A 15641-nucleotide genomic window follows, 5' to 3' on the forward strand; every position below is an offset into this window, starting at 1 on the left:
CCAAAAGCCCAGAGGAGGACATGCCATGCATTTTTGCCTCACCGGACAATACACACCACGCGCTCTCAACGCCATTTTGGAAAACCCCACGACCAATCGCCAGGAGGCGGCCAGAAAACTCATCGAAGCGGCCGGTGGAAAGCTGCTTTCGATGTACAGCGTTGCGGCCGACGGCCCAGGCGTTCTGGTTATTTTCGATGTGCCCGATCCGTCGGCGGCTCCGGCAATTTCCGGCCTGACCGTCACGGCGGGCACCCTGCAGAACGTGAAACTGACTCGGTTGTTCACGCAGGACGAGATCAAGCAGGTCCGCCAGAACGCGGCGAAGCTGCGTTCTTCGTATACCCCGCCCGGAAGCTGATATTCGAATCTAGTCTAAAGCGAAGCCGCCGCAGTCGCGGCGGCAACGCCCACGTCACATCAAGAATCAATTCTGCAAACCGAGGTGAGACGAAGGCCTTCCGGCGTCCGTTGACGGACGATGCGGTACGGCGCGTGCTGCGTCCGGCGCCATAGGTCCGACTGAACGTGCCTGCCTGCGGCCCAGTTAACGGCCTGCGATCGCGGTTCAGCAGTCAGTCATGCTCACCACGCCCCAACGGCCATCAATCCGACAATGGTCAGGCACGTGACGCAGGTCACCATGACAGTGTAGCACTCGGGTGTATTCATTGCTGCCTCCCAAACTGCTGCCAATTGCTTGGTCGCTACTACGCGGGAGAGGTCGCCGGTCCAGGGGCCGCTTCAATTCGGCACGCCGCGACCGGTCTTGTGTTGTGCGTCCGCCCTCTCATCGTCACCCTGACCCGCAGGATGATAGTGCGCTTCGAGCGCTTCAGAGCGTTCAGCTGCGATCAGAAGCTGTTTCCGCATTTCAGCGAGGCGGGCGCGGCAATATTCACGATAGAGCAGGTCTAGTATGGTGGGCATGATCAAACCCATCGTTTGACTTTTCGATTTACAGACATTCCACCGCGAATTTTCGAGGTGAATCATAGCCCATCATATGGCTCTCGATATGAGCCCGTTCACAGACTGCGCCAATTCCAAAGCTCAATGGCCGTTTGGTTGACTTGATTGTCTGTGCGATAAAAAGAGCAGGGCCAATTACCTAACATGCAGCATAGCAGCCTTCTGTTTCACCAAGACTTCGTCAAACAACTCAAGGGCGCCGACCCGCGACAAAGAATCCAACCACAGCGCGAAAAGACTAACCACGAAGTGCAAGCACTATGCGATGCAACGCGGATCGGCACGACGGAGATCATTTCGGCTGTGAGACTCGCAGCTCAGTTGCGCACGAACATCGTCGGGACGCCGACACATCCATCCCCGTGCCTCGCGACAGGCTGCACCGCTCGTGCTACCCCGGCAGAGCAGCGCGCTTTCCCCACCCTACCGCAGTTCGCCATTCAGGCGACATTCATCGCACGGCTCCTATCGATTTCAGACGATCGGGAGAATGCGATGAAATTGCCGTCCGCAGCCGTTGCCGCCAGCCTTGTGTGTCTGATTGTTGCGCCGGTGTTTGCGCAAACGGCGCCGCCGACGGCTTCCACCGCCACAGTGCCGGTTCCCGCGACCAGGCGCGTGACATGTCTCGCCACCACGGCGAGCCTGAAGGGACAGGACAAGCGCGACCAGATGCAGCTCTGCCTGGCGCAGGCGCGGTTGGATTGCCTGAAGCAGGCGATCGATCAGAAGGTCGTCGGTGAGCCCCGCAAGAATTTCATCAAGACCTGCGTGGGCGGCGATGGTCCCGGGCAACACTAGAAGCGCCGGCGCGGCCTTACGGCCGCGGCGCGGCGGGGTAGTGCCGCTGCAGCACGGCGGCGGGCGTGGCGTAGGCTTCCTGCAGGTCCACGCTCCAGTATTTCAACTCGTCGAGCGGGATGCGCGTGTCGGTGATCGCGCAACGCACGAAGGTCCCCGGCGAGATCACGCGGAAGTCGCCGTCGAGATATTGCACCTGCGCTTCGCCATGGCCCGAGGGGCCGAACTTGTTCAGCACGGTCGAAAGTCTCCGTGGAAGGCCGCTTCGGGGAAAACCCTGGAGGGCACGATATGTTGGACTGGATCTAGCATAGATAGGGTGGCTTGTCCGCCCGGTAAACCCACCGGTTTGTGATGTTTTGCCGCCGTTTCCGCATGATAGTGCTTGAGCGAAGGATCCCACCGCAGAGTCCGATGCGCCCTCGACTGACCGCCCTGTTCCTGACGCTCCTGATGTCGGCCGCGCACGCGTCGCCGGCGCCGCAGCAGGTCGACATTCCGCTGGCGTCCGGAATTTTGCACGCGCAGCTCTACAAGCCCGTGGGCGAGGGACCGTTTCCGACCGTGATCGCGCTGCATGGCTGCGGCGGCCTCGGCGGCCATTCCGATCCCGTACTACCGCGCTACCGCGACTGGGCCGAGCGGCTCGTGAGGGCCGGCAACGCCGTGCTGCTGCCCGACAGCTACGGCTCGCGCGAGCTCGGGCCGCAATGCCGCGTCAAGGAGATGCACCTCAAGGCGCGGCGCGAACGCGTCGGCGACATCGCGGCCTCGCGCGCCTGGCTGATGAAGCAGGCCTGGGTGGCGCGCGGCCGCGTCAGCCTGATCGGCTGGGCCAATGGCGCGAGCGCGCTGCTCTGGGCGGTGCGTCCGCAGGGTGCGGCGCGCGACGCGGCCCCGGATTTCCGCGCCGCGATCGCGTTCTATCCGGACTGCCGGATCTCCGCCGGCCTCGGCTGGAGCGCGCGGGTGCCGACGCTGGTGCTGATCGGCGGCAATGACGATGTCTCCTCGCCGCCGGCCTGCCGCCAGATGGTCGAGGGCGCGCATGGCCGCAGCGCGCTCGCACGCATCGTGGTCTATCCGGGCGCCTATCACGATTTCGACCGTGCCAACACGCCGCTGCACGCGGCTGCCGGCAGCACCGACGTTGCGGTGCCCGAGCACGGCCATCTCGGCACCGATGCGGTAGCGCGCGCGGAGTCGCAGAAGGAAGTCGCGGAATGGCTGGCGCGGTAGAGACGGCGCCGTAGTCCGATGGGCGGACTTCTCCCGCCGCAGCTCGCAGGCGGACTTGTCGCGCCGCAGCTCGCAGCCGGACTTGTCCCGCCGCAGCTCGCAGGCGGACTTGTCCCGCCGTAGCTCGGTAGAGCGAAGGCGGAAGCGGGGCTGCCCGAGGAACAGCGTGAGGCGGACAGCCCCGCATCGACCACCGCCCTGCATGGATAATGGCCGACCGTAAATCTACGGATCGCGCGCGGCTGCGGTTTCAGCATGTGGCGGTGCCATCATTCGACCACGATGTCGGGTAAACGCATCTCACATGCGCAACCGCTTCGTTCTGTTCTCCTCCGCACTGATCGTCTTCACCGTCGCGGTCTTCCTGTTCGAAGCCCACGCCGGCGCGCCGATGCGCGCGCCGGAACATTGCGGCTTCTGGACCACGATCGACGCGGGATTGTCCTGCCGGTAGGTAGCGCGCGTTGCCTCCACGCCGTCATTGCGAGCGCAGCGAAGCAATCCAGAGTCCCTCCGCGGAAAGATTCTGGATTGCTTCGCTGCGCTCGCAATGACGAGTTCGTGGAAGCACCTTCCACCGCATCTCAGAACAACGTGCCCTGATCCACCGGCTTGCCCACGCGCTTCGGCGCGGGCTTGGCGTCGTGCGCCGCGGACTTCGGTTGCGATGGCGCGCGCTTGGCGGCGGGCGCCGGGCGATCCGCATCCGCGGTTGCGCCGACACGGCCATCCGCGAACTCGATCTCGACGCGTGCGCCGGGACCGACGCTGTCTGCCGCGTGCAGGGGATGGCCGGCCTCGTCCCGCACCAGCGCAAAGCCGCGCGCGAGCACGCCGCGATACGACAGGGCGGAGAGCAGCTTGCCGCTGTTCTCGACCCGCGCATCGAGCCGCTGCAGCAACGTGACGAGCGCGCGCCCCGCGCGCTCGGAAAGACGATGCGTCCGCTCGCGCTGGCGGGCGATTGCATTGCGCTGCGCCTGCGCGTTGGAGAGCTTCGAGGCGCGCAGCCGCACCTCGAGCCCGGCGAAGCGGTCGCGCCGTCGCCGCAGCAGCGAGCGCGCGGACAGGCCGAGGCGTTCGCCGCACACGGTGAGGCGATGATCGGCCTGCGAGATCTGGCCGTGCAGCACGCGCAGCGTCAGCTTGGCGCCGGCGGCGGTAAACCTGCGGAAATGCGCATGCGTGTTGGCCTTGAGGCAGCGGGGCAGGGACGCGCCCGCCGAATCCAGCCGCTGCCGCGGGATCGCGAGCAGATCGCCGGCCGCCGGCAGCGCGCGCGCGGCGGCGCGCAACTCGCTGCGGCGGCTCTCCTGGCTGCGCTGCCAATAGGCGCGGGTGCGACGGCCGAGATCGGCGACCTCGACGAAGAGGTCGCTGCGCACCGGCACCGCCATCTCGGCCGCGGCCGTCGGTGTCGGCGCGCGCTTGTCGGCGACGAAATCGATCAGCGTGATGTCGGTCTCGTGCCCGACCGCCGAGATTAGCGGGATCATGCTCTCGCTTGCTGCCCGCACCACGATCTCCTCGTTGAAAGACCAGAGATCCTCCAGCGAGCCGCCGCCGCGCGCGACGATCAGCACGTCCGGCCGCGGAATTGTGCCGCCCTCCGGCAGCGCGTTGAAACCGCGGATCGCGGCCGCGACCTGCTCGGCCGAGCCGTCGCCCTGCACTTTCACCGGCCACACCAGCACATGGCGGGGAAAGCGGTCCTCCAGCCGGTGCAGGATGTCGCGGATCACGGCGCCGGTCGGCGAGGTCACCACGCCGATCACCTCCGGCAGCCACGGCAGCAGCTGCTTGCGCGCCTCGTCGAACAGGCCTTCGGCGGCCAGCTTCTTCTTGCGCTCCTCCATCAGCGCCATCAGCGCGCCGATGCCGGCCGGCTCCAGCGCCTCGATCACGATCTGGTATTTCGAGGAACCCGGATAGGTCGTGAGCTTGCCGGTGGCGATGACCTCGAGCCCCTCCTGGGGCTTGAAGCGCATCCGCCCGTGCACGCCCTTCCAGATCACCGCCTCGATCTTGGCGCTCTCGTCCTTGAGCGCGAAATAGCAATGGCCGGAGGAATGGGCGCCCCGGAAACCCGAGATCTCGCCGCGGACCCGGACATGGCCAAAGGCGTCCTCGACCGTCCGCTTCAGGGACTGCGAGAGCTCGGAAACGGTGAATTCGGGGGCGTTGAGCAGGGGTTCCGCAGGCGGCATCGGCAAACGATTCGGCATTTTGGGGTCAGGCCCGACGTTAAGGCTTTTCGCCGGCAAGCGCGAATCCTGCTCTCTCCGCCGTCGTTCCGGGGCGGCGCGAAGCGACGAACCCGGAATCCATCGTGCCACCAATGCCGCTGCTTGATGGATTCCGGGGGGCGCTGGCCGGTCTATTTCGTGCTGTTCTACGCCCTCGCGGGCTTCTGGTTCGGAGACACATTTGCAGCGATCGGCCTCGGCATCTCCGCGCTGACGCCGATCGGCTTCTTCGCCATCGGCGAGGCGTTCCCGCTCTGGATGGCCTTCGTCACGGCGGCGGCCTGATCCTCGGTGGCCTCTGGATGCGGCGGACCTGATGGCCGAGCTCGACGACATCATCCACCAGCCGTTGCGGCTGAAGATCATGGCGGCCCTGACGCGCTGCCGGCGACCGCGGGACTGGAATTCGCGCGGCTGAAGAAGCTGACCGGCGCCACTGACGGCAATCTCGACGCGCATATCGAGACGCTGGCGAAGGCGGGATACGTCTCGGTGGAGAAAGCGTTCGTCGGGAAGAAGCCGCAGACCACGGTCACCGCCACAGCAACCGGCCGCGGCGCGTTCGCGCGGCATGTGGCGACGCTGCAGGAAATTATTGCGGGGAAGCAGGTTTGATTGCTCGCGATGCCGATCAAGCTCTGACCTAAGCCGTTGGCCAACCTGCAACAAAGTGCCATCGTGTTAACCCTCTACCTTCGGCTGTGTGCTAGTAGTTCCAGCGGGGAGCTGACTACATGGCAAAGAAGGAAGTCAAACTCGATCCTGACGACGGGCTCAAAGTCAGCGAGGTCGGTCCGTGGGCTACGGAAAAGCATGCGCGCGTGCGGCAGTACATTGAGATTTCGAGTGCGACGCGGAAGAAGTACATCCCGCCGCCTGCGTGGCACGCTGGAGCCGCATACATCGAGCTGTTCTCCGGCCCCGGTCGTTCGCTAATTAAGGGTACCAAACGCATCATTGATGGGAGCCCGCTTGTCGCCTACAGGGCAGCGCAGCAGACAGTGCCGTTCACTGAGATGCATCTCAACGATCTCGACCCAAGCAACTCCGCTGCCGTTGAAAAACGCCTTCGTGCACTCGGCGGCGGACCTGTTTGCTATAGCGACCCCGCCGATGTCGCAGTTGACAAAATCGTCGCAGCGCTAAACCCAAGTGGACTGCACTTTGCGTTCTTAGATCCGTACAACCTCGAAGGTCTGTCTTTCGAGATCATCAGGAAGCTCTCGAAGCTGAAGGTGGATATGCTGATTCACGTTAGCGTGCAGGACCTCCAGCGCAACCTTGATGAATATAGCAAACAGGATGGCGTGTTCGATACGTTTGCGCCGGGGTGGAAGCGGCAAGTCAACCAAAAACAGGCGATAGCGTCGTTCAGGGCGGCGTTGATGAAGTACTGGATCGACGAAATCTGCAAGCTTGGCACGACGCCTGCGAAGGGCGTAGAGCTTATCGTGGGTTCAAAGCGGCAGCGGCTATACTGGCTGGTGTTCGTCAGCGGACACAGCCTTGGTCGAAAGCTGTGGGAGGCGATCCGTGACCCGATGCGGCAGGCAACGATGGATTTGTGATGGCTGACACCTCAATCGAGTGGACCGACGCGACGTGGAACCCTGTCGCTGGCTGCACGGTGCTCTCGCCGGGCTGCACGAACTGTTACGCAATGCGCATGGCGGCGCGGCTGGATGCGATGGGCATGCCGAAGTATCGGGGTCTCACGCGCAAGAGCGGCAAGCGCGCCGTCTGGACTGGCAGTGTCAGGCTTGATCTCGCCGCGCTCGGCATTCCGACAGGCTGGAAGAAGCCGCGCCGGATTTTCGTGAACTCGATGTCGGACCTGTTTCACGAGGGCGTGCCACCGGAGTTCGTTGCGGCTGTCTGGGAAACGATGCAGGCGACGCCGCAGCACACCTATCAAATTCTGACGAAGCGGCCGGATCGGATGGCGGCGATCACCACGTCGCTGCCGGTGCTTCCGAACGTGTGGCTCGGAACAAGTGTCGAAAACGCCGACTACGTCGGTCGCATCGATGATCTGCGCAAGGTCGATGCTGCGGTCAGGTTCGTGTCGTTCGAGCCTTTGCTCGGGTCGGTCGCCCTGGCCGATCTAAAAGGAATCCAGTGGGCGATCGTCGGTGGTGAGAGCGGCCCGCGTGCGCGCCCGATGGCTGAGAAGTGGGTTGCGGAGATTGAGGCCGCATGCCGCAAAGCGAGAACGGCGTTTTTCTTCAAGCAGTGGGGTGGGGTTCGCAAGAAGACCACCGGCAGACACTATCGCGGGCGCACATTCGATGAGATGCCGCGCGCCGCCGCGTTGTCCTGAAAGCGTCGAATGAAGTATCCAAAGCTGACAGCGTCCAAGAATTGGCCTAATCGGGAGCAGTTCGCAGCGAGGCTGAGAATACTGGAAGGTGAGGAGCCTCTGCGCCGCGAGAAGAACGCTGACAGTACTATTCAGGTCTCCCGTGGCCTTTTTGCGTGTCCTCATTGCAGCGAGACCTTTTTGCATCGCATTTGGCGTTTCAATGGCTGGGAGTGGTGGGAAGACCTCCGGCATGTGGTCACTGAACACGGCATGAAGGTCGATGCGGAATTTGAGAAATTCATAGCAAAAGAAATCAAATGGTCGGCGCAAAAGAAGGTGAAACTCGAGAGGCCTCCCGGGCGGTGAACGAAGTTTCATACTAGGCGGGCGCCCCGGAATGACGGGGAGTGGAAGGCAACACCCCCTTGAGACCCGCCCCGATTCGTGCGACCTCCGCCCCAGCAAAACCCCTCATTTTGAGCCTCTCATGCACATTCTCCTGCTTGGTTCCGGCGGCCGCGAACATGCCCTGGCGTGGAAGATCGCAGCCTCTCCCCTCGTGACCAAACTCTGGTGCGCGCCCGGCAATGCCGGCATCGCGAAGGAGGCGGAGTGCGTGGCGCTCGATGTCGCCGACCATGCCGCCGTGATCGACTTCTGCAAGACCAACAAGGTTGAGCTCGTCGTGGTCGGGCCGGAGACGCCGCTGGCGGCCGGTATCGTCGATGACCTCACCGCCGTCGGCATCAAGGCGTTCGGGCCGAACAAGATTCCGGCGCAGCTCGAAAGCTCCAAGGGGTTCACCAAGGCGCTGTGCACCGAGTTCGGCATTCCCACCGGCGCCTACCAGCGCTTCACCAACGCCGACGACGCGCGCGCCTATGTGCAGAGCCAGGGCGCGCCGATCGTGGTGAAGGCCGACGGGCTTGCCGCCGGCAAGGGCGTCGTCGTCGCCAAGACCGTGCGCGAGGCCGAGGACGCCATCGCCATGATGTTCGAGGGCGCCTTTGGCGAGGCCGGCGCCGAGGTGGTGATCGAGGAATTTCTGCCCGGCCGCGAGATCAGCTTCTTTGCGCTGTGCGACGGCGAGACCGCCATTCCGCTGGCCTCCGCCCAGGACCACAAGCGCGTGTTCGACCACGACGTCGGGCCGAACACCGGCGGCATGGGCGCCTATTCGCCGACGCCGCTGGTGACGCCACAGGTCCACGACGCGATCATGGCCAGGATCATTCTGCCGACGGTATCAGGCATGAAGCAGCGCGGCACGCCGTTCCGCGGCATCCTCTATGCCGGGATCATGCTGACGACGCAGGGGCCAAAACTGTTCGAGTTCAACGTCCGCTTCGGCGATCCCGAGTGCCAGGTGCTGATGCTGCGCATGATGTCGGACATCGTGCCGGCGTTCCTCGCCGCCTGCGACGGGCAGCTGAAGAATTTCGACCTGCGCTGGCATCCGGAGTCCGCGCTGACAGTGGTGATGGCGGCGAAGGGCTATCCGGGCGACTACCAGAAGGGCACGCGCATCGAGGGGCTGGAGGAGGCCGCGAAGGTCCCGACCGCCGAGATCTTCCACGCCGGCACGGTCGAGAAGGACGGCGCGATCCTCGCCAATGGCGGCCGCGTGCTCAATGTCTGCGCGCTGGGATCGACCGTGACGGAGGCGCAGAGCCGCGCCTACCAGGCGGTCGACCGCATCAACTGGCCGGAAGGCTTCTGCCGCCGCGACATCGGCTGGCAGGCGGTGGAGGCCGAGAAGGCCAAGGGCTGACAGGCTTTTTTCCGGAGCGCGCGCACGGAACCCTGCGCCATCGCTCCGCCACATCGTCATTGCAAAAATGCGTAGTCGGCTGTTGGGCTTGGCGTCCTTCGCCGAGGACGCGTGCTACTGTGCATGGGGTTGTTTTCAACATTATTGTTGGGAGCCGCTCCAGGACTGACCCGACAAGGATGCAAAAAGATGTCCGATCTTGCCGACCTCTATCCCGGCTTCGCCTCCGAATGGATCAACACCTCCTTCGGCCGCATCTTCGCCCGCGTCGGCGGCAGCGGGCCGCCGCTGCTTCTCCTGCACGGCTTCTCCGAGACCAACGTGATGTGGCACCGCGTGGCGCCGCAGCTTGCCGACGCCTTCACGCTGATCATCGCCGACCTGCCGGGCTATGGCTGGTCCGACATGCCCGAGAGCGACGCGCTGCATATCCCCTACAGCAAGCGCGCGATGGCCAAAGCCATGGTCGAGGCGATGGAGCGCCTCGGCCACGTGCACTTCGCGCTGGCCGGCCACGACCGCGGCGGCCGCGTCTCCTACCGCCTCGCGCTCGACCATCCCGGCCGGCTGTCGCGCCTTGCCGTGCTCGATATCCTGCCGACCTATAATTACTGGGAGCGGATGAACCGCGCCTATGCGCTGAAGATCTATCACTGGACCTTCCTCGCCCAGCCCGCGCCGCTGCCGGAGACGCTGATCTCGAGCAATGGCGAGTTCTTCCTGCGCTTCAAGATGGCGAGCCAGACCGGATCGAAGACGCTGGACGCCATCGACGAGCGCGCGCTCGAACATTACATCGCCCCGTTCCGCGATCCCGCCCGCGTGCACGCGATGTGCGAGGATTATCGCGCCGGCGCCTATTTCGACTACGACCTCGACAAGGCCGATTTCGAGGCCGGCAAGAAGATCACCATTCCGATGCTGGCACTGTGGGGCAATGCCGGCATCGCGCAGGCCGCCGCCACCCCGCTCGACATCTGGAAGCAATGGGCCACGAACGTCGACGGCATGCCGGTGGATTCGGGGCACTTCCTGACCGAGGAGAACCCGGATGTCACCGCAAGGGCGCTCCGCGAGTTTTTCGCGGCGACTTAGCGCCGCTCCCGAAAGAAGTCCTTGAGCAGCCGCGCCGCCTCGCTCTCGCCGACCCCGGAATAGACGTCCGGCGCGTGGTGGCAGGTTGAGGATGCAAAGAACCGCACGCCGGACTCGACCGCGCCGCCCTTGGGGTCGGCCGCGCCGTAATAGAGCCGCCTGACCCTTGCAAAGGAGATCGCGCCCGCACACATGGTGCAGGGCTCCAGCGTCACGTAGAGGTCGCAGTCCACCAGGCGCTCGCTGCCGATCTTTTGGGCCGCCTCGCGCAGCGCGACAATTTCGGCATGGGCGGTCGGATCGTAATCGGTCAGAGTCCGGTTCGCCGCGGTGGCAATCACCTCGTAATTGCGGACCACCACGCACCCGATCGGAACTTCGCCCGCCTTTCCGGCATTTTCGGCCGTTTTGAGCGCCAAATCCATGAAAGAGGGGGCTTTCAAGCCTCGTATCATCCGAAGAAACCTGCTAGTAGCTGCGCCTTCAGCAGAAGTGCTTACCGATATTGCCTGAGCATGCGGCTCGAGACGAGCGCGCACAATGCTTTCTGGCCACCCCCTGAGTGAGATTATCCATGCCTCGCGACAGCGACAAAGACAACGATTCCCGCGGCCGGCGAGGCCCGGCCAAAGGTCGCCCGGCCGGAGGCCCGCCCAAGGGCCGGTCCGGCAAGCCGCGCGGCCCCGAGAAGAAATTCGCCAAGCGCGGCCCCGAGGGCAGGGGCGACGCGCGCCCGCCGCGTGGCGACCGCGACAGCCGCGCGCCCCGCGAGGGTCAACCGGTCCGCCGCCGCGAGGAGGGCGATGCCCCGCGCCGCGACTTCAGCGAGCGTCCGAAGTTCAAGCGCGACGACCGGCCGCGCGGCGAGGACCGTGGCGAGCGCAGCTTCAAGCCCCGTGGCGACCGCCCGTTTTCCGATCGCAGCTCACGCGATGGCGGCGATAAGCGGCCGTTCAAGCCGCGTGGCGATCGGCCGTCCTATGGGCGTGACGACCGTCCGCCGCGCAGCCGGGATCGCGACGATTCCCGTCCCGCGGGCCGGTTCGGCGACAAGAAGTTCGGCGACAAGCGGCCCTACGCACCGCGTGGCGACCGCCCGGAACGCAAGTTCGACGGCGAGCGGAAGTTCTCGCGGGGTGCACCCGACCGCAGCGACCGCCCGCGCGACTTCGGCGATCGTCCGCGTGGTGAGCGCTCCGATTCAAAACCCTGGCAGAAGCGCGATGCGGCTCCGCGCGGCGACCGGCCGCCGCGCAAGGATTTCAGCAAGGGCCCGCGCAAGGATTTCGGCGGTCCAGATCGCAGTGGAGACAAGCCCTGGCAGAAGCGCGACGATCGGCAAGGTGGTGGCGGTGACCGTCCGCACTTCTCGCGGTCGCGCGACGATCGTGCGTCCGGCGACCGTCCGTTCCGCGATCGGCCCAAATTCGACCGGCCCAAGTTCGACCGGCCCAAGTTCGATCGCCCGCGCGACGACCGCCCCAAATTCGATCGGCCCCGCCGTGACGGCGACGGCGACCGTGGTGGGCGTGGCGACGACCGTCCGAAATTCAATCGCCCGCGCGAGCGCTCGGAAGGCCGCTCCGACTGGCACGAGCATCCGCGCAGCGAAGGCGGGTTTGGCGATCGTCCGCGCCGCGAAAACGAAGATGAGAGCAGGATCTTCGAGAAGCGTCCCGCCTTCGGCGGCCGCGGCGCCTATCGCAGCCGCGATCGTGACTTTGAGGGAAGGCCGCGTCGGGAAGAAGAGCCGAAGCCGAAGAAAGCCGGCGAACGCATCGCAAAAGTGCTGTCGCGTGCGGGCCTCGCCTCGCGCCGCGATGCCGAGGAGATGGTCACGCAGGGCCGCGTCAGCGTCAACGGCCGCGTCATCAACTCGCCCGCACTCGACATCACCTCGAACGATGTCGTCACCGTCGACGGCAAGCCGTTGCCGGAGCGCGAGCGCACGCGGCTGTTCCTGTATCACAAGCCGCGCGGCCTGATGACGACACATGACGACCCCGAGGGCCGTCCGACCGTGTTCGACAATCTGCCCGAAGGCCTGCCGCGGCTGATCTCGATCGGCCGGCTCGACTTCAACACCGAGGGCCTGCTGCTGCTCACCAATGATGGCGGGCTCGCGCGCACGCTGGAGCTGCCGGACACCGGCTGGCTGCGGCGCTACCGCGTCCGCGCCCATGGCGACGTCACCCAGGCCCAGCTCGACGAGCTCAAGAACGGCATCGAGGTCGAGGGCGTCAAATACGGTCCGATCGACGCCACGCTGGAGCGTGACCAGGGCGCCAATGTCTGGCTGGTGTTCGCGATCCGTGAAGGCAAGAACCGCGAGGTGCGTAACGTCTGCGCCCATCTCGGGCTCGAGGTGAACCGGCTGATCCGCGTGTCCTACGGCCCGTTCCAGCTCGGCGAAGTCCCCGAAGGCGAGGTCGAGGAGATCAAGTCGCGCGTGCTGCGCGACCAGCTCGGCGACAAGGTGATCGAGAAGTCCGGCGCGCAGTTCGACGTGCCGCAGAAATCTTCTTCGCAAGACGGCGAAATGCCGCGCGAGAAGAAGCCCGCCAGCAAGCGCGACGTGATCGCCGACCGCAAGGGCCGCCGCGTGCTGGTGCAGCGCACCGGCAGCGAGGAGGCGCGCGAGCGCAATGAGGCCGAGGCGAGCGGCTACGGCCCGCCGCGCCGTCCCAAGCGCGGTTATCACGGCAAGCGCGACCTGACGCCGCGGGAGGACTAGGCTTGCGCGTCGTCGGCGGTCGCTTGAAGGGGCGCAATTTGGCCTCACCGTCCTCGCGCGACATCCGCCCCACGGCGGACCGCTTGCGCGAGTCCGTGTTCAACATCCTCGTGCACGCCTATGACGATCCGATTTCGGACGCGCGCGTACTCGATCTCTTCGCCGGTACCGGCGCGCTCGGAATCGAGGCGTCGTCACGCGGTGCAAAGTTCACGCTGTTCGTCGACAACGGCGCGGAAGCGCGCGCGCTGCTGCGCAACAATGTCGAGACGCTCGGCCTCGGCGGCGTCACCAAGGTCTATCGCCGTGATGCCACCGATCTCGGCCCTGCGCATCCGGTCGAGCCGTTCTCGCTGGTGTTCCTCGATCCGCCCTATGGCAAAGGCTTTGCGGAGAAGGCGCTGGCAAGCTTGCGGGACGGCGGCTGGCTCACGCCCGGTGCGCTGCTGGTCGTGGAAGAGGCGAAGTCCGCGCAGTTCGTGACGCCGGAAGGTTTTGAGGAGCTGGAGCGGCGGGCGTACGACGACACCGAGTTCGTGTTTTTGAAACGCAGCGCGTAAATCACCTTCGCCCGAACAGCTTCTCGACATCCGACAGCTTCAGCTCGACATAAGTCGGCCGGCCGTGATTGCACTGGCCGGAGTTTGGCGTCTCCTCCATCTCGCGGAGCAGGGCGTTCATCTCCTCCGGCCGCAGCCGGCGGCCGGCGCGCACCGAGCCGTGGCAGGCCATTGTCGCAGCGACGTGCATCAGGCGACGTTCAAGAGGAAGGGCTTCGTCCCACTCGGCCATGTGTTCGGAAAGATCGCGCAAGAGCCCGCCCGCGTTGGTCTTGCCGAGCAGCGACGGCGTCTCGCGCACCGCGACCGCGCCCGGGCCGAAGGATTCGATCGCGAGGCCGAACGATGCCAGCTCCTCGCTGCGCTCCAGCAGGCGCTCGACCGTGGCCTCGTCCATCTCGACGATCTCGGGGATCAGGAGGATCTGCCGCTGCACGCCGTTGGCGGCGAGCGACGCCTTCAGCCGTTCATAGACGATGCGCTCATGCGCGGCATGCTGGTCGACGATGATCAGGCCGTCGCGGGTCTGCGAGACGATGTAGGTCTCGTGGATCTGGGTGCGCGCCGCACCGAGCGGGCGATCGACCAGGTCGCTGACGGGCTGCGTTTCGAACCGGACGTCTGCGCTCGGCGCGCCGACGTCGAATGCGGCCTGTGACCGCTCGGCGAAGGCGGGCGCGGCGGAGCGGTCGAATGACGGCGTCGGCGCGACCGGGGCGGATGGCGAGGCCCGCCAGTCCCAGCTCGCCGGCCGTGGCGTGAATGCAGGCCGGAACGAGGACAATGCGCTGTCGCCGCTATTGGCGGCGGTGCGCCGGCCCTCGCGCGCGAGCCCTTCCTTCAATCCGTGCACGATCAGCGCGCGCACGAGGCCGGCATTGCGGAAGCGCACCTCGGTCTTGGCCGGATGCACGTTGGCGTCGACCTCGCGCGGGTCGAGCGTGACGAACAGCGCCACCACCGGATGGCGGTCGCGCGGCAGATAGTCGGAATAGGCCGCGCGTACCGCCCCTAAGATCAGCTTGTCGCGCACCGGACGGCCGTTGACGAAGAGGTATTGCCCGAGTGCGTTGGCTTTCGTCAGCGCCGGCGCCGCGGCATAGCCGGCGACCACCACGCCCTCGCGCTCGGCGTGTACCTCGATGGCGTGGCTGCGAAACTCCGCGCCCAGGATATCGCCGAGCCGCGTCAGCCGTCCGGCGGCGCCGGGCAGGGCCGCAGCCCAGGTCACCGGCGCTCGCTCTTCGCCGGCAAGCGTAAAGGCGACGTCTGGCCGCGCCATCGCCAGCCGCCGCACCACCTCGCGGATAGCCTCCGCCTCGGTGCGGTCGGTCTTCAGAAACTTCAGCCGCGCCGGCGTCGCATAGAAGAGGTCGCTGACCTCCACCCGCGTGCCATGCGCCAGCGCAGCCGGCATGATCTCGGACTTGTCGCCGCCCTCGACGGTCAGCGCCCAGGCATGCGGCTCGCTCGCATGCCGTGTGGTGATGGAGAGACGAGCCACCGAGCCGATCGAGGGCAGCGCCTCGCCGCGGAATCCGAGCGTGCGAATCTGGAGCAGGTCCTCGTCGTCGAGCTTGGAGGTCGCATGGCGCTCGACCGCGAGTGCGAGATCTTTTGCGGTCATACCGCCGCCGTCATCGGTGATGCCGATCCGCCGCCGGCCGCCGCCGTCGGTGAAGACGTCGATCCGGCTCGCGCCGGCATCGATCGCGTTCTCGACGAGTTCCTTGACCACACTCGCCGGACGCTCGACCACCTCGCCGGCGGCGATGCGGTTGACGATTTGCTCTGGAAGCTGGCGGACGGGCATGGTCTGGTTCTTGGATTCGCTGGACGCGCTATTCTATGCCGTGTTGCGTCAAAAGCATGTGCCAAGCAACAGGCAACCTGGTCCGCTGGGGAGTGTTGTGGACGATTG

16 protein-coding genes and 2 pseudogenes are annotated in these 15641 nt (G+C 65.6%); 13 read left to right on the forward strand and 5 right to left on the reverse strand.

The annotated features are described in order from the left end of the window. The first annotated feature begins 25 nt into the window (after positions 1-25). The gene (locus tag JQ572_RS02705; RefSeq protein WP_211381432.1) at positions 26-361 is read left to right on the forward strand and encodes a GYD domain-containing protein; all 336 of its coding nucleotides are present in this window, start codon (positions 26-28) and stop codon (positions 359-361) included. A gap of 383 nt (positions 362-744) precedes the next feature. Here the strand turns inward: JQ572_RS02705 and JQ572_RS02710 are convergent, their stop codons facing one another. Then, a complete protein-coding gene (locus JQ572_RS02710; RefSeq protein ID WP_249128798.1) occupies positions 745-996 on the reverse strand; it encodes a hypothetical protein in 252 nt (83 codons plus the stop codon). A 120-nt stretch (positions 997-1116) separates the two neighbouring features. On the opposite strand from JQ572_RS02710, the gene JQ572_RS35485 reads away from it, so the two are divergent. Continuing rightward, positions 1117-1773: a hypothetical protein gene (locus JQ572_RS35485; protein WP_433996194.1), complete on the forward strand. Its 657-nt coding sequence runs from the start codon at positions 1117-1119 to the stop codon at positions 1771-1773. Positions 1774-1789: 16 nt separating this feature from the next. Here JQ572_RS35485 and JQ572_RS02720 read toward each other — a convergent pair whose 3' ends face one another. Further along, entirely contained in the window at positions 1790-2011 is a 222-nt protein-coding gene (locus tag JQ572_RS02720; RefSeq protein WP_211381433.1) for a DUF2093 domain-containing protein, read from the reverse strand. Between the two features lie 176 nt (positions 2012-2187). Here JQ572_RS02720 and JQ572_RS02725 point away from each other — a divergent pair, with 176 nt between their 5' ends. Continuing rightward, positions 2188-3012, forward strand: coding sequence for a dienelactone hydrolase family protein (locus tag JQ572_RS02725; RefSeq protein WP_211381434.1), 825 nt, complete (start codon positions 2188-2190; stop codon positions 3010-3012). Positions 3013-3316: 304 nt separating this feature from the next. After that, positions 3317-3466, forward strand: coding sequence for a hypothetical protein (locus JQ572_RS02730; RefSeq protein WP_143273908.1), 150 nt, complete (start codon positions 3317-3319; stop codon positions 3464-3466). A gap of 130 nt (positions 3467-3596) precedes the next feature. Here the strand turns inward: JQ572_RS02730 and xseA are convergent, their stop codons facing one another. Next, positions 3597-5237 carry an exodeoxyribonuclease VII large subunit gene (gene xseA, locus JQ572_RS02735; protein WP_211381435.1) on the reverse strand — a complete coding sequence of 547 codons (1641 nt, stop codon included), beginning with the start codon at positions 5235-5237 and terminating at the stop codon, positions 3597-3599. A gap of 135 nt (positions 5238-5372) precedes the next feature. Here xseA and JQ572_RS02740 point away from each other — a divergent pair. The 7 genes and pseudogenes from JQ572_RS02740 to JQ572_RS02770 all read left to right on the forward strand — a co-directional run. Next, positions 5373-5575 (forward strand): annotated as a pseudogene (locus JQ572_RS02740) (hypothetical protein); the annotation flags it as partial. Beyond that, positions 5575-5873 (forward strand): annotated as a pseudogene (locus JQ572_RS02745) (winged helix-turn-helix domain-containing protein). The pseudogenes JQ572_RS02740 and JQ572_RS02745, both read left to right, overlap by 1 nt. Positions 5874-5992: 119 nt before the next feature. Next, positions 5993-6826, forward strand: coding sequence for a three-Cys-motif partner protein TcmP (gene tcmP, locus JQ572_RS02750; RefSeq protein WP_211381436.1), 834 nt, complete (start codon positions 5993-5995; stop codon positions 6824-6826). After that, a complete protein-coding gene (locus tag JQ572_RS02755; protein ID WP_211381437.1) occupies positions 6826-7578 on the forward strand; it encodes a DUF5131 family protein in 753 nt (250 codons plus the stop codon). Before tcmP ends, JQ572_RS02755 begins: the two co-directional genes overlap by 1 nt. Before the next feature lie 9 nt (positions 7579-7587). Beyond that, positions 7588-7926 carry a hypothetical protein gene (locus JQ572_RS02760; RefSeq protein ID WP_211381438.1) on the forward strand — a complete coding sequence of 113 codons (339 nt, stop codon included), beginning with the start codon at positions 7588-7590 and terminating at the stop codon, positions 7924-7926. A gap of 121 nt (positions 7927-8047) precedes the next feature. Next, positions 8048-9331 (forward strand): phosphoribosylamine--glycine ligase, encoded by a 1284-nt coding sequence (purD, locus tag JQ572_RS02765; protein ID WP_211381439.1) that lies wholly within the window; start codon positions 8048-8050, stop codon positions 9329-9331. Between the two features lie 189 nt (positions 9332-9520). Beyond that, positions 9521-10426, forward strand: a complete 906-nt coding sequence (locus JQ572_RS02770) for an alpha/beta fold hydrolase (protein ID WP_211381440.1) — start codon at positions 9521-9523, stop codon at positions 10424-10426. On the opposite strand, the gene JQ572_RS02775 is transcribed toward JQ572_RS02770, so the two are convergent. Beyond that, on the reverse strand, positions 10423-10881 hold the full coding sequence (locus JQ572_RS02775; protein WP_211382393.1) for a nucleoside deaminase: 459 nt from the start codon (positions 10879-10881) through the stop codon (positions 10423-10425). The two genes, JQ572_RS02770 and JQ572_RS02775, sit on opposite strands and share 4 nt — an antisense overlap. 119 nt (positions 10882-11000) lie before the next feature. Here JQ572_RS02775 and JQ572_RS02780 point away from each other — a divergent pair, with 119 nt between their 5' ends. Further along, a complete protein-coding gene (locus JQ572_RS02780; protein ID WP_211381441.1) occupies positions 11001-13160 on the forward strand; it encodes a pseudouridine synthase in 2160 nt (719 codons plus the stop codon). A 2-nt stretch (positions 13161-13162) separates the two neighbouring features. After that, positions 13163-13720 (forward strand): 16S rRNA (guanine(966)-N(2))-methyltransferase RsmD, encoded by a 558-nt coding sequence (rsmD, locus tag JQ572_RS02785; protein WP_211381442.1) that lies wholly within the window; start codon positions 13163-13165, stop codon positions 13718-13720. A 1-nt stretch (position 13721) separates the two neighbouring features. Here the strand turns inward: rsmD and mutL are convergent, their stop codons facing one another. Then, complete coding sequence (gene mutL, locus JQ572_RS02790; protein WP_211381443.1) at positions 13722-15533, reverse strand: DNA mismatch repair endonuclease MutL; 1812 nt, start codon at positions 15531-15533, stop codon at positions 13722-13724. Between the last annotated feature and the right edge of the window lie 108 nt (positions 15534-15641).

It is taken from the genome of Bradyrhizobium sp. SZCCT0153, assembly GCF_018129995.1.
In the GTDB taxonomy this organism is placed as follows: Bacteria; Pseudomonadota; Alphaproteobacteria; order Rhizobiales; family Xanthobacteraceae; genus Bradyrhizobium; species Bradyrhizobium japonicum_G.

Bases quoted from the DNA above. Each gene is read 5' to 3' on its own strand.
- JQ572_RS02710 (WP_249128798.1), bottom strand. From the start codon at position 996: ATGATTCACCTCGAAAATTCGCGGTGGAATGTCTGTAAATCGAAAAGT.
- JQ572_RS02770 (WP_211381440.1), top strand. From the start codon at position 9,521: ATGTCCGATCTTGCCGACCTCTATCCCGGCTTCGCCTCCGAATGGATC.
- JQ572_RS02725 (WP_211381434.1), top strand. From the start codon at position 2,188: ATGCGCCCTCGACTGACCGCCCTGTTCCTGACGCTCCTGATGTCGGCC.
- JQ572_RS02780 (WP_211381441.1), top strand. From the start codon at position 11,001: ATGCCTCGCGACAGCGACAAAGACAACGATTCCCGCGGCCGGCGAGGC.
- JQ572_RS02730 (WP_143273908.1), top strand. From the start codon at position 3,317: ATGCGCAACCGCTTCGTTCTGTTCTCCTCCGCACTGATCGTCTTCACC.
- JQ572_RS02775 (WP_211382393.1), bottom strand. From the start codon at position 10,881: ATGATACGAGGCTTGAAAGCCCCCTCTTTCATGGATTTGGCGCTCAAA.
- xseA (WP_211381435.1), bottom strand. From the start codon at position 5,237: ATGCCGAATCGTTTGCCGATGCCGCCTGCGGAACCCCTGCTCAACGCC.
- JQ572_RS35485 (WP_433996194.1), top strand. From the start codon at position 1,117: ATGCAGCATAGCAGCCTTCTGTTTCACCAAGACTTCGTCAAACAACTC.
- tcmP (WP_211381436.1), top strand. From the start codon at position 5,993: ATGGCAAAGAAGGAAGTCAAACTCGATCCTGACGACGGGCTCAAAGTC.
- JQ572_RS02755 (WP_211381437.1), top strand. From the start codon at position 6,826: ATGGCTGACACCTCAATCGAGTGGACCGACGCGACGTGGAACCCTGTC.
- JQ572_RS02760 (WP_211381438.1), top strand. From the start codon at position 7,588: ATGAAGTATCCAAAGCTGACAGCGTCCAAGAATTGGCCTAATCGGGAG.
- purD (WP_211381439.1), top strand. From the start codon at position 8,048: ATGCACATTCTCCTGCTTGGTTCCGGCGGCCGCGAACATGCCCTGGCG.
- JQ572_RS02705 (WP_211381432.1), top strand. From the start codon at position 26: ATGCATTTTTGCCTCACCGGACAATACACACCACGCGCTCTCAACGCC.
- mutL (WP_211381443.1), bottom strand. From the start codon at position 15,533: ATGCCCGTCCGCCAGCTTCCAGAGCAAATCGTCAACCGCATCGCCGCC.